Source organism: Streptomyces sp. MB09-01 (genome assembly GCF_033794505.1).
GTDB lineage: Bacteria > Actinomycetota > Actinomycetes > Streptomycetales > Streptomycetaceae > Streptomyces.
Genome location: NZ_JARAYQ010000235.1, coordinates 1 through 13,089, shown reverse-complemented (window position 1 = coordinate 13,089; position 13,089 = coordinate 1). Strand labels below are relative to the sequence as shown.

The following is a 13,089-nucleotide window of genomic DNA, read 5'->3' as shown; positions in this document are numbered from 1 at the left end:
GGATCGCGGGGGCCTGGGCGGCGCGGTCATGCCCGCCCCGGTCATGCCCGCGCCGCCCAGGCCCCCGCGATCCGGGCGCCGAGCCGCACATTGCCGCGCACCGCCGCCAGGTTGGCCTCCAGGGAGGCACCGCCGGTGGCCCGTACCAGGAACCCCAGCAGGAACGGGGTCACCGCCTGCCCCGTGATCCCCCGTTCACGGCATTCGGCGAGCGCCTCCGCGAGCACCCGGTCGTGCAGTTCCGGGTCCAGCTGGTCCGCCTCGGCCACCGGATTGGCCACGAGCAGCGCCGACTCCGGACCGCCCAGCGCGTCCTGAGCGGCCATCACCGCAGCGACCTCCTCGGGCCGGTGCACCGTCCAGTCCACCGGCTCGCCGGAATCGGCCAGGTAGAACCCGGGGAAGCGGTCGGTCCCGTACCCGAGCACCCCGACGCCCAGGGTCTCCAGCCGCTGCAGCGTGCCCGGCACGTCCAGGATCGACTTCACCCCCGCGGACACCACCGTGATCCGCGTCCGCGCCAGCAGCGCGAGGTCCGCCGACTCGTCCTGCGTCTGCGTCCACTCCCGGTGCACGCCGCCCAGCCCGCCCGTGGCGAAGACCCGCAGGCCCGCCCGCGCGGCCAGGAAGGCCGTCGCGGACACCGTGGTCGCCCCGGTCGCCCGCGCCGCCAGCGCGGGGGCCAGGTCCCGGTGGCCGAGCTTGCGGACGCCGTCGCCGCCCGCGATCCGCTCCAGCTGCGCCTTGTCCAGGCCCGCGTACGCCACCCCGTCCACGACCGCCACCGTCGCCGGTACCGCGCCTTCCGCACGGACCAGCGCCTCCAGTTCGAGTCCCACCGCCAGGTTGCGGGGGCGGGGCAGGCCGTGCGCGAGGATCGTCGACTCCAGGGCCACCACCGGCTTGCCCCGGGCGAGCGCCTCGCGCACCTCTTCCGAAAGGACCGGTCCGCCCGACAAGGGTGCAGTTGCTGTGTGCTGTGACATGTCCCCATCCATGGCACGGGATCAGCGCCCCCAAACGCACACCCGCCACACCCGCCCCAACCTGTCCGAGTAGCGTTCCCCCATGGACAGGCGCGGGTTCTACGACGACCTGGCCGACCGCTACGACCTCGTCCACGCGGACTGGGACGCGTCCGTCACCCGGCAGGGCCGGGCCCTCGACGCCCTCCTCACGGCCGCGCTGGGCGCCGGACCACACCGTCCTCGACAACGCCTGCGGCATCGGTACCCGGGCACTGGGCCTCGCGGCCCTGGGCCACCGGGTCACCGGGACCGACCTGAGCCCCGCCTCCGTGGCCCGCGCCGCCAAGGAGGCCGCACGCCGGGGACTCGACCTGCCCGTCGCGGCCGCCGACATGCGTGCCCTGCCCTTCGCGGACGCCTCCTTCGACGCCGTGGTCTGCGCCGACAACGCGCTCCCGCACCTGCTCGCCGCTCAGGACGTGCGCGCCGCGCTGGCCGAAACCCGGCGGGTCCTGCGCCCCGGCGGACTGCTGCTGGTCTCCACCCGCCCGTACGGCGAGCTGCTCCGGTCCCGCCCGCAGAGCGAGGCCCCGCGCGTCCGCACCGGCCCCGACGGGCGGACCATCACCTTCCAGCTGTGGCACTGGCACGCCGACGGGGAGCGCTACGACCTGGAGCCCTTCCAACTGCTGCCGGCCGGCGACACGTGGACCACACGGACGTCGAGCGCGACGTACGGGGCGCTGCCGCCGGAGCGGACCACCGGGCTCGCCCGGGAGGCCGGCCTGCGCGGGACGGTCTGGAACGCACCGGCGGACACCGGGTTCCCCCAGCCGGTCCTCACGGCCCGGCGCCCCGGTCCGACTGGACAGGGTGACTCGTAGGCCGGGCCGTTCCTGGACGCTGTGGCCACCGCGCCCTACGGGCGGGCCGCACTAGGCTGGCGCGCCATGAGCACCAGTGATCACTCCGCCGCCCCCGCCTCCTTCTCCGTGTCCGTCGCGGACGTGGAGCTGGAGCCCGAGGACCTCGACCCCGCCCAGATCGTCTCCGGGGAGCCCGTCGTGACGGGCAAGGTGCTCTGGGAGTCGCAGGACGGCAGGCAGGTGCGCGGGATCTGGCAGATCACCCCGGGCGTGGTCACCGACACCGAGGCCGACGAGCTGTTCGTGGTCGTCAGCGGGCGCGCCACCGTGGAGGTCGAGGGCGGCGAGACCCTCGAGGTGGGCCCCGGCTCCGCCTGCGTCCTGCGGGAGGGCGACCAGACCACCTGGACCGTGCACGAGACGCTCCGCAAGGCCTACCACATCAGCTACTGACGCCCTTCAGCCACCGACACCCTTCGCGGGGGCGGGGTGGCGGCGCGCGCTGAACAGGGCGAGCGCCGCCATCGGCAGCAGCAGCGCGGCGCCGACGGCGTTCAGCCACCCGTAGCCCGCCTGGGACATGACCAGGCCGGCGGCCGCGCCGCCCACTCCCGCGGCGGCGTTCATCGTGAGATCGCTCAGGCCCTGTACGGCGGCCCGCGCGGGCTGCGGCACCGAGTCGGTCAGCAGGGCCGAGCCGGACACCATCCCGGCGGACCAGCCGAGCCCGAGCAGGAACAGCCCGAGCGCGCTCCGGCCGTGGCTGGGCCCGGCCGTACCGGCGAGCAGCGCGGCGACCGACAGGAGCCCGGCGGCCAGACCGATCACGGACAGCCGTCCGAGCCGGTCCGCGAGCCACCCCATCAACGGGGAGAAGGCGAACATGCCCGCGATGTGAATGCTGATGACCAGCCCGATGAGCTCCAGGCCGGCTCCGTGGTGGCCCAGGTCCATCGGGGTCATCACCATGATCGAGACCATGACCGTGTGCGACACGGCGACGGTGACGAGTGCGAGCCGGGCCCGCGGGGAGGCCTTGACGGCGGCGAAGCCGGCACGCAGCGAGCGGCCCTCGCGGGTCTGCTCCGCCGGCGCCGCGAGCGCCCGGGCCGTCAGCAGCGGGTCGGGGCGCAGGAGTACGCCGATCAGCGTGCCGGTGAGCAGGAAGACGACGGCGGCCCACACGAAGGGGCCCGCCGTCTCGGGTATCGCGGTCCCGGCGAAGCTGCGGCTGGCCGGCGCGGACAGGTTGGGTCCGAGCACCGCGCCGAGGGTGGACGCCCACACGACGACGGAGATCGCCCGGGCCCGGCGGTCCGGGGTGGCGAGGTCTGCGGCGGCGAACCGCGCCTGCAGGTTGGCGGAGGAGGCGGCGCCGAAGGCGGCCATGCCGAGCAGCAGCAGCGGGAAGTTCCCGATGGCGGCGGCGAGGACGACGAGTCCCGCTCCGGCGGCGCCGATCGCGTAGGCGAGGACCAGGCCGGGGCGGCGGCCGCGCGCGGTCATCAGGGCGGCGAGCGGCAGCGAGACCAGGGCGGTGCCGATCACCGCGGCGGTGGAGGCGAGGCCGGACAGGGCCTCGGTGCCGCTGATCTCGGTGGCGAGCACGGGGGCCAGGGCGATGCTGATGGGCACGCCGAGGCCGCCGAGGACCTGGCCGGCGATGAGGACCCAGGAGGTGCGCCGCTGCAGCCGGGCCACGTCCGGCAGGCCGAGCGGCGGAGCGGGCCGGTCCGTGCCGGGGGAGGCCGTCATGCCGCACCCCGCTTCCGCGGGTGCGTGACGCGGGGCCCGGAGGGCGCGGTGGAGCCGGGTGCGGCGGCAGCAGTAGTCACCGCCGCAGTGTGCCACCCCTTACCGCCCAGCGGAACCGTCCCCGCGTCCAGGCCTGCATGCAGGTCAGGGCCCCGCTCAGAACAGCGGCTGCGGGAGCACGCCCTCCAGCGCGAGCAGCTGCCGCTTGGTCTCCACCCCGCCGCCGAATCCCCCGATGCCCCCGTCGTTCTCCACGACCCGGTGGCAGGCCACCACCAGCGGCAGCGGATTCGAGCCCATGGCGTTGCCCACGGCCTGGGCGGCGCCGGGCTGTCCGGCGCGGGCGGCCAGTTCCCCGTAGCCCACGACCGATCCGTACGGCACGGAACGGTCCAGCTCCTGGAGCACCTGCCGGTTGAAACCGGAGCTGAGGCGCCAGTCCAGCGGCAGCTCGAAGCGCCGCAGCGTGCCGGCGAAGTACGCCTTGAGCTGGCGTATGGGCTCGGCCAGCAGCACCTCTTCGCCCGGCGCCGGCCGCCGGGCGTCGGCGCCCAGCCGGGAGACGAGCGGGCCGATCATCTTCTCGACCCGGTCCGGGGCGGCATGGAACTCGACCCGGACCAGACCCGCCGGGGTCGCGGCCAGGAGCAGGGGGCCGATGTCGCTGGCGACGACGGTCCATTCGAGGTGCGGCCCGCGGGGCCGCTCGGTGGTGTCCACGCGTCCACCGTACGGCTCCCCTCCGACAACGCCGGCCGCTTCGGCCGCATCGCCCGCGCCGGCCACGGCCCCGCCGGCTCAGAACCCGTCGACGGCCTCCTGCACCACGTCAGGGGCGTTGGTGATGATCCCGTCCACACCCATGTCCTGGACCTTCCGGGCGGTCGCCGCGTCGTCCACGATCCAGGTGTCCACCTCCATGGCCTTTCCGTGGGCCCCGAGCAGGCCGTGCACCGCCGCGACCCAGTCGGCCGTGATCGTGGTGTGCCACGGGTTGATCCGGTCGGTGAACTCCGCGTACAGCGGCAGGTCCGCCGCGACGGGGGTGCCCAGGAAGGCCGTCACCAGGTCGGGGCGCAGGCGGTGCACGATGCGCACGCAGTCGGCGCTGAAGCTCTGCACCACCAGCCGCTGCGTCACGTGCCGCTCGTCGAGCCAGCGGGCGTCCTCCAGCACCTTCAGGGTCTGCTCCTCGATCCCGGGGTAGAGCTCCGGCTTCTTGATCTCCAGCAGCAGCTTCTGCTGGTTGCGCTGCACCCGGTTGAGGTACTGCCGCAAGCTCGGCACGCGGGCGCCCGCGTACTCCTCGCCGAACCAGCTGCCCGCGTCCAGCCGGGCGATCTCGGCCGCGGTGAAGTCCTTGACCCTCCAGGGGGAGCGGCCCGGGAACACCTGCTCGACGTCGGTGGTCCGGGTCAGGGTGTCGTCGTGGATCACCACCAGCACGCCGTCCCTGGTGCGCTGCACGTCGTTCTCGACCCATTCGAAGCCCAGCCGCATCGCCAGGTCGATCGCGGCCAGGGTGTTCTCCGGGGCGTACGCCGAAGCCCCCCGGTGGGCGTACACGACGGGGCTCCCCAGCACTGCCCGCCGGGCGGCGGGTCCGGGGCCGGTGGCGGATCCCGGGCCCGTGACGGATCCGGGGCCGGTGGCGGCGTACGAGGCCGTCCCGCCCAGCAAGGTGAGGGTGAGGCCCAGGAACGCGGCGGCGGCCGCGGCGGCGGGTCGGACTCGGACGTACATGTGCGTTCTCCTCGGGTCGTGAGCCCTGTTCCTGCGTCAGACGGGTGCGGAGCGGCAGACGTTGTGGCGATGCACTTCACCGCGATCATGGGGTTGAAGATCACCTAGCCGCCACCGAACTACGACAAACGGACCAGAACGAATGACGGGCCCCCGGGGCGTCCGGAGCGGCCGGAGCGCGCCGCGGACGGCGCGGATGCGTGAGTGTCAGTGGGGGGTCGTACGGTTGAGTCATGCGGCCCGTATCGAAGATCGAACGCACGGTGGCGCCTTTCGAGGTCGTCAGCCCCTACCAGCCCAGCGGCGACCAGCCGGCGGCCATCGCCGACCTGGAGAAGCGCATCCGCGCAGGTGAGAAGGATGTCGTCCTGCTGGGTGCGACCGGCACCGGCAAGTCGGCGACCACCGCCTGGATGATCGAGAAGCTTCAGCGCCCCACCCTGGTCATGGCGCCGAACAAGACGCTCGCCGCCCAGCTGGCGAACGAGTTCCGCGAGCTCCTGCCGAACAACGCCGTCGAGTACTTCGTCTCGTACTACGACTACTACCAGCCCGAGGCCTACGTACCGCAGTCGGACACGTACATCGAGAAGGACTCCTCGATCAACGAGGAGGTGGAGCGGCTGCGCCACTCCGCCACCAACTCGCTGCTGACCCGGCGGGACGTGATCGTCGTCGCCTCCGTCTCCTGCATCTACGGCCTCGGCACCCCGCAGGAGTACGTCGACCGGATGGTCGCCCTCAAGGTGGGCGAGGAGATCGACCGGGACCAGCTGCTGCGGCGCTTCGTCGACATCCAGTACACGCGCAACGACGTCGCCTTCACCCGCGGCACCTTCCGGGTCCGCGGCGACACCATCGAGATCTTCCCGGTCTACGAAGAACTGGCCGTCCGCATCGAGATGTTCGGCGACGAGATCGAGGCCCTCTCCACCCTGCACCCGCTGACCGGCGAGGTCATCAGCGAGGACCGCGAGCTCTACGTCTTCCCCGCCAGCCACTACGTCGCCGGCCCGGAGCGCATGGAGAAGGCGATCGCCGGCATCGAGGCCGAGCTGGCCGAGCGCCTCACCGAGCTGGAGAAGCAGGGCAAGATGCTGGAGGCGCAGCGCCTGCGCATGCGCACCACCTACGACCTGGAGATGATGCGCCAGATCGGATCCTGCTCCGGCATCGAGAACTACTCGCTGCACATGGACGACCGCGAGCGGGGATCAGCGCCCAACACCCTCATCGACTACTTCCCCGAGGACTTCCTCCTGGTCATCGACGAGTCGCACGTCACCGTGCCGCAGATCGGCGCCATGTACGAGGGTGACGCCTCCCGCAAGCGGACCCTGGTCGACCACGGCTTCCGGCTGCCGTCCGCGCTGGACAACCGGCCGCTGAAGTGGGAGGAGTTCCAGGAGCGCATCGGCCAGACCGTCTACCTGTCGGCGACCCCCGGAAAGTACGAGCTCTCCCGGGGCGACGGCTTCGTCGAGCAGATCATCCGCCCGACCGGCCTCATCGACCCCGAGGTCGTGGTCAAGCCCACCGAGGGGCAGATCGACGACCTGGTCCACGAGATCCGGCAGCGGGTGGAGAAGGACGAGCGGATCCTGGTCACCACCCTCACCAAGAAGATGGCCGAGGACCTCACGGACTACTTCCTGGAGCTCGGCATCCAGGTCCGCTACCTGCACAGCGACGTGGACACCCTGCGCCGCATCGAGCTGCTGCGCGAGCTGCGGGCCGGCGAGTACGACGTCCTGGTCGGCATCAACCTGCTGCGCGAGGGCCTCGACCTGCCCGAGGTGTCCCTGGTCGCGATCCTCGACGCCGACAAGGAGGGCTTCCTGCGTTCCGGGACCTCCCTGATCCAGACCATCGGCCGCGCGGCGCGCAACGTCTCGGGCCAGGTCCACATGTACGCGGACAAGATGACCCCGGCGATGGAGAAGGCCATCGACGAGACCAACCGGCGCCGGGAGAAGCAGATCGCCTACAACACGGCGAACGGGATCGACCCGCAGCCGCTGCGCAAGAAGATCAACGACATCGTCGCCACGATCGCCCGCGAGGAACTCGACACCGAGGAGCTCCTCGGCACCGGATACCGGCAGGCGAAGGACGGCAAGGGGGCCAAGGCGCCGGTGCCGGCACTCGGCGGCCGGGCCGTCCAGGCCAAGGCGGGCGGCAAGGCCGCGAAGGGGGCCAAGGGCGCCAAGGGCGCCGAGGTGCTCACCGACCGGCCCGGCGAGGAGCTGGCCGCGCTCATCGAGCAGATGACCGAGCGCATGCGCGGGGCGGCCGCGGAGCTCCAGTTCGAGGTCGCGGCCCGGATCCGGGACGAGGTGGGCGAGCTGAAGAAGGAGTTGCGGCAGATGAAGGAAGCGGGCCTCGCCTGACCCGGAGCGGGTCAGTAGGGTTGAATCACAGCCGCAGGTACACCCTGCGCGCCCGTTAATGGGGCGGGCCATGGAGAGGGGACAGCTCGTGACGGTCAATATGACCAAGGGTCAGGCCATCAGTCTGCAGAAGGCGGACGGGGGCACGCTGACCGCGGTCCGGATGGGCCTCGGCTGGCAGGCGGCGAAGCGCCGCGGACTGTTCGGTTCGCGGACGCGGGAGATCGACCTCGACGCGTCGGCGGTGCTCTTCGCCGACAAGCAGCCGGTGGACGTCGTGTTCTTCCGTCACCTCCAGAGCGACGACGGCTCGGTGCGCCACACCGGAGACAACCTCGTCGGCGGCGTCGGCCAGGGCGGGGACGACGAGGCGATCCTCGTCGACCTCCAGCGCGTGCCGGTCCACATCGACCAGATCGTCTTCACGGTGAACTCCTTCACCGGCCAGACGTTCCAGGAGGTGCAGAACGCGTTCTGCCGCATCGTCGACGAGACCAACGGCCAGGAGCTGGCCCGCTACACCCTCGACGGCGGCGGTCAGTACACCGCGCAGATCATGGCGAAGGTGTCCCGCGCGGGCGCCGGCTGGCAGATGACGGCCCTCGGAAACCCGGCCAACGGCCGCACCTTCCAGGACCTCATGCCGGCGATCCTGCCGCACCTGTAGAAGTAGCGGCAGAGAAGAAGGCACGAGAGAAGAAGGCACGGGGGAGGGGCTGCACGATGACGGCCGAACTGGTCCGGGGGCAGAACCACCCCGTGTCCCACAGCCGGGTGGAGATCAGGGTCTCGGCGGGCACAGCCGTGCTCGCCCTGGCCTCGCTCGCCGACGAACAGGGCCGGTTCGCCGGCGACGCGGTACTGGCCCACCCGGGGGCCAGGTCCCTCCCCGGCGTGCAGGCGCCCGGGGAGCTCGCCGACCGGCACACCTTCGCCGTCGACCTCGACGCGGTCGCGGCGGACGTCCACCGGGTCGGCGTGCTGCTCGTCCTGCCGCCCGGCGGCCCGGCACGCTTCGGCTCCGTCCCGGCCTCCTACGTGGCCGTGGCCGACCCGGCTGGCGCCGAGCTCGCCGGCTACACCCTGACCGGGCTGGAAGCCGAGACCGCCGTGGTCGCCCTGGAGCTGTACCGACGCCAGGGCGCCTGGAAGGTCCGCGCCGTGGGCCAGGGCTACGCCGACGGCCTCGGCGCCCTGCTGGCCGACGGCGGACTCCCCGCGGCGGACGCCGCCGCACTGGCCGCCGCAGCGCTGCGCACGGCGACCCCGGCCGCGCAGGGCGACGGCACGCTCGCGGCCCTGCGGACCCCGGCCCGCGACCTGCGCGCCCCGCAGGCCCCGGCCGCCCCGGGCCGGAACCAGGTCCAGAATCCGGCCCAGAATCAGGTCCAGAACGAGGTCCAGGGCCCCGCGGCCGCCCCCGAGTCGCCCGGTCCGGTCCCCGTCTCCGGGGTCCCGTACGCCGGTACGCCCGGGCCCGCGCCCGGCGGCGACACCGGGGGTTCGCCGCCCACCATCAACTACGCCCACCCGCGGCGACGCCGCACCAGCACGGAGCCGCCCGAGCCGGCGCCGCGGGCCGCCGCGCCGCAGGAGCCCGGACAGCCCCCGCGGCCCGTGGCCGGGGACGCCAGCGGCTGGTCCATGGAGGAGCGGCTCTACAACCAGGTCTGGGGCATGTTCGAGGACCTGGCCCGCACGGTGGCCGCCTACCGCAGCGCCGTCGAGTTCGCCGACTCCCGCATGGACCGCGAACTCGACGAGGCCCTCTCCGACCCGCGCCACCGCCTCGGAGGCTCCGGCAACGCCGCCCGTGACACCGCCCGCGCCCGCCGCGAGGAGCTCGTCGCCCAGGCCCAGGCCGTCCTCGACCGGGACCTCGCCCAGCTGATCGCCGAGTCGGAGGTGGTCGAGCCCGCGCTGCCGGCCGCGTACGCCCGCTGGGACAACCCGGTCTGGCACGACAGCCGGGCGACCGCGCCGCCCGAGGAGAACCCGCTCGCCCTGCGCCTGGGCGACCTGTACCTGCCCGAGCGCCCCGACCTGCGGATCCCCATGCTGATGAGGGTCCCGCTGGAGCGCGGGATCTGGATCGACAACGGCCGTACCGGCTCCGAGGCCGCGATGGCGATGGACACCGACCGGCTGCGCCGGGCCGCCATGGACATGGCCGTCGCACACGCGGTGCGGCTGCTCGCGGTCCACCCCGGCGACCGGTTCTCCGTCCACGTCATCGACGCGGCCGGGGCGGGCGCCGCCTCCCTGGCGCCCCTGGTCCGCGCCGGGGTGCTGGCCGGGCCGCCCGCCGCCGGGGCCCACGGGGTCACCCAGACGCTGGCGCAGCTGACCCGGCGGGTGGACCTCGTACAGATGGCGCTGCGGGCCGGCGCCCCCGAGGACCTGCCGCCGGACGTGGACACGGCCGAGCAGCTGCTGCTCGTGCACGACTTCCCGCACGGCTTCGACGACCGGGCCGTGACCCAGTTGCGCTACCTCGCCGACGAGGGCCCGGCGGTCGGGGTGCACCTGCTGATGGTCGCCGACCGCGACGAAGCGTCGGCCTACGGGCCGCTGCTCGACCCGCTGTGGCGCTCGCTGATGCGGCTGTCGCCCGTACCGGACAGCCATCTCGCCGACCCCTGGGTCCACCACGCCTGGACCTTCGAACCGGACCTTCCGCCGCAGGGCAGCCGGGTCCTCGAACAGGCGCTGGAGCGGGTGGCGCAGGCCCGCCGCACTACCGGCCCGTGACCATCCTTTGGGATTCTCTTTACCTTTTCTGCCCGTGACGGGTATGCTCGTGAGCGCGGAGGGGAGTATTCCTGCTTTCCTGCTACGGCGTACCCGTCAATACGGACCACTGCGGCGATGTGAGCGCGGTCGGTCCCGGGGCGTCGGCCCACGGCCTCCAGGCCGCCCGGGTGGAAGAGACCTCCGGCAGCGATGACGCTGACGTAGTCCTGAGCCATCCGCCGGAGGCGTGTTCACCATGGAAGTTTCCTGGGCCCTGTGGGCCGCGACCATTCTCGGTCTGTCCCTCCTCATCGGTGCCGATTTCTTCATCGGCCGCAAGCCGCACGACGTGTCGATCAAGGAAGCCGGTACCTGGACGGTCGTATGGGTCGTCCTCGCCGCACTCTTCGGCCTCGGCCTGTGGTTCTTCGGTAACCCCCAGGCGTCCCAGGAGTTCTTCGCGGGCTTCATCACCGAGAAGTCCCTGAGCGTCGACAACCTCTTCGTCTTCGTCCTGATCATGGCGAAGTTCGCGGTGCCGTCCCACCTCCAGCAGCGCGTGCTGCTCATCGGCGTACTGATCGCCCTGGTCCTGCGTGCGGTCTTCATCGCCGCCGGCGCCGCGATCATCGCCAGCTTCTCCTGGGTCTTCTACATCTTCGGCGCGTTCCTGATCTACACCGCGTGGAAGCTGATCCAGGAGGCCCGCAAGGACGAGGACGACGAGGAGTTCGAGGAGAACCGTCTCCTCAAGTCCGTCGAGAAGAAGTTCGGCGTCGCCGACCAGTACCACGGCACCAAGCTCTTCATCGTCAACAACGGCAAGCGCGTACTGACCCCGCTGATGGTCGTCATGCTCGCCATCGGCACCACCGACGTGCTGTTCGCCCTGGACTCCATCCCCGCGATCTTCGGCCTCACGCAGGACCCGTACATCGTCTTCACGGCCAACGCCTTCGCCCTGATGGGCCTGCGCCAGCTGTACTTCCTCATCGGCGGCCTGCTGAAGAAGCTGGTCCACCTCAGCTACGGCCTGTCGATCATCCTGGGCTTCATCGGAATCAAGCTGGTGCTGCACGCCCTGCACGAGAACGGCGTGCACGTGCCGGTGATCTCGATCCCGGTCTCCCTCGGCGTCATCTGCGGTGTCCTGGTCATCACCACGATCACCAGCCTGATGGCCTCGAAGAAGCAGGCGGCGGCCGAGGCCGCCGCCCGCCAGGAGAGCATCGACGCGTAACCGGAGCTACGGAGCTACGGAGCTACGGAGCTACGCGGGGGCGGCCGCTTCGGCCGCCCCCGTTTCCGTTCCCCTGCCGGCGCCCGACCGCGCCCGTACGACCAGCGGACTGGTCTCCGGCAGCAGCGCGAAGCAGCCCAGGCTCAGCAGGGCGATCCCGGTCAGGTACACCGCGACGCCCCACGGCGGGCCCGGGCCGGCCGCCAGCGCCGTCGCCACGATCGGGGTCAGCGCCCCGCCCAGCACGCCGCCCAGGTTGTAGCCGACGGCCGCGCCCGTGCAGCGGATCCGCGGGGCGTACAGCTCCGGCAGGTACGCTCCCACCACCGCGAACATCGTCACCATGGCCAGCAGCGCCCCCGTGAAGCCCAGTGTCATCAGCAGCGGGTCGGCCGTGCCGAGCAGCGCCACCAGCGGGAACATCAGCAGGGCGCAGGCCGTGCACCCGGCCAGGCACAGCGGCCGGCGGCCGTACCGGTCGCCGAGCACCGCCACCAGCGGGGTCACGAGGCCCATCAGCGCGACGGCGCCCATGATGCAGCCCAGCACCACCGTCCGGCCCAGGCCGAGGCGCTCGGTCGCGTACGCGAGGGCCCAGGTGGTGACCGCGTAGAAGACGGCGTAGGCCACGGCGAGCGCCCCGCCGGTCAGCAGGAGCAGGCGCCAGTGGCCGCGGACCACCTCGGCCAGCGGTGCCTCGGCCCGCCGCCCGGTCTCGGTCAGCGCCTTGAACTGCGGGGTCTCCTCCACCGAGCGGCGCAGCCACAGCCCGGCCAGGGCCAGCAGCCCGGCGGCCCAGAACGGCACCCGCCACCCCCACGAGGTGAACTGCGCATCGCTCAGCGACGCGGACAGCCCCAGCATCAGGCCGTTGGCCAGCAGGAAACCCACCGGCGGGCCGATCTGCGGGAAGCTCGACCACAGGCCGCGCCGCTCCTCGGGCGCGTGCTCGGCGGTCAGCAGCACCGCGCCGCCCCACTCGCCGCCGAGCCCGAGGCCCTGCAGGAAGCGCAGCAGGAGCAGCAGCAGGGGCGCGGCCACGCCGATCGATGCGTACGTGGGCACGCAGCCGACGGCGACCGTGGCGAGGCCGGTCAGGAGCAGGGAGGCCAGGAGCACCGGGCGTCGGCCGTAGCGGTCGCCGATGTGGCCGAAGACCGCCGATCCGAGCGGGCGGGCGAGGAAGCCGACGCCGAAGGTGGCGAAGGCGGCGAGGGTCCCGGCGAGCGGCGAGAAGGAGGGGAAGAACAGCGGGCCGAGCACGAGGGCGGCGGCCGTTCCGTACACGAAGAAGTCGTAGAACTCGATCGCGGTCCCGGCGAGCGAGGCCGAGGCGAGCCGCAGCATGCCGGGGCGGGCGGCGCCGTCGGCATCGATGGGCCGAGCGGCAGCGG

General features: G+C 72.6%; 10 protein-coding genes and 1 pseudogene. 6 read left to right on the top strand and 5 right to left on the bottom strand.

The features are described from left to right. Nucleotides 1-41 precede the first annotated feature (41 nt). Nucleotides 42-986, bottom strand: a complete 945-nt coding sequence (locus PV721_RS34105) for a pseudouridine-5'-phosphate glycosidase (protein ID WP_319731220.1) — start codon at nt 984-986, stop codon at nt 42-44. An 82-nt stretch (nt 987-1,068) separates the two neighbouring features. Here PV721_RS34105 and PV721_RS34100 point away from each other — a divergent pair. Both PV721_RS34100 and PV721_RS34095 read left to right on the top strand, forming a co-directional pair. Then, nucleotides 1,069-1,852: pseudogene (locus PV721_RS34100) on the top strand (class I SAM-dependent methyltransferase). A 66-nt stretch (nt 1,853-1,918) separates the two neighbouring features. Further along, complete coding sequence (locus PV721_RS34095; protein ID WP_319731218.1) at nt 1,919-2,287, top strand: cupin domain-containing protein; 369 nt, start codon at nt 1,919-1,921, stop codon at nt 2,285-2,287. Nucleotides 2,288-2,293: 6 nt separating this feature from the next. Here PV721_RS34095 and PV721_RS34090 read toward each other — a convergent pair whose 3' ends face one another. The 3 genes from PV721_RS34090 to PV721_RS34080 form a co-directional block, all read right to left on the bottom strand. Further along, nucleotides 2,294-3,589, bottom strand: coding sequence for an MFS transporter (locus tag PV721_RS34090; protein ID WP_319731216.1), 1,296 nt, complete (start codon nt 3,587-3,589; stop codon nt 2,294-2,296). Between the two features lie 156 nt (nt 3,590-3,745). Then, complete coding sequence (locus PV721_RS34085) at nt 3,746-4,309, bottom strand: methylated-DNA--[protein]-cysteine S-methyltransferase (protein WP_319731214.1); 564 nt, start codon at nt 4,307-4,309, stop codon at nt 3,746-3,748. A 78-nt stretch (nt 4,310-4,387) separates the two neighbouring features. Next, a complete protein-coding gene (locus tag PV721_RS34080) occupies nt 4,388-5,332 on the bottom strand; it encodes a glycerophosphodiester phosphodiesterase (protein ID WP_319731213.1) in 945 nt (314 codons plus the stop codon). A gap of 233 nt (nt 5,333-5,565) precedes the next feature. On the opposite strand from PV721_RS34080, the gene uvrB reads away from it, so the two are divergent. From uvrB to PV721_RS34060, 4 genes are all read left to right on the top strand, one after another. Next, nucleotides 5,566-7,722: an excinuclease ABC subunit UvrB gene (uvrB, locus tag PV721_RS34075; RefSeq protein WP_319731212.1), complete on the top strand. Its 2,157-nt coding sequence runs from the start codon at nt 5,566-5,568 to the stop codon at nt 7,720-7,722. Between the two features lie 88 nt (nt 7,723-7,810). Further along, nucleotides 7,811-8,389, top strand: coding sequence for a TerD family protein (locus PV721_RS34070; protein WP_030762430.1), 579 nt, complete (start codon nt 7,811-7,813; stop codon nt 8,387-8,389). Between the two features lie 56 nt (nt 8,390-8,445). Continuing rightward, the gene (locus PV721_RS34065; protein ID WP_319731211.1) at nt 8,446-10,473 is read left to right on the top strand and encodes a TerD family protein; all 2,028 of its coding nucleotides are present in this window, start codon (nt 8,446-8,448) and stop codon (nt 10,471-10,473) included. Between the two features lie 238 nt (nt 10,474-10,711). Continuing rightward, nucleotides 10,712-11,695: a TerC/Alx family metal homeostasis membrane protein gene (locus PV721_RS34060; protein ID WP_319731209.1), complete on the top strand. Its 984-nt coding sequence runs from the start codon at nt 10,712-10,714 to the stop codon at nt 11,693-11,695. 30 nt (nt 11,696-11,725) lie between these two features. Here PV721_RS34060 and PV721_RS34055 read toward each other — a convergent pair whose 3' ends face one another. Next, nucleotides 11,726-13,042 (bottom strand): MFS transporter, encoded by a 1,317-nt coding sequence (locus PV721_RS34055; protein ID WP_319731222.1) that lies wholly within the window; start codon nt 13,040-13,042, stop codon nt 11,726-11,728. Nucleotides 13,043-13,089 lie beyond the last annotated feature (47 nt).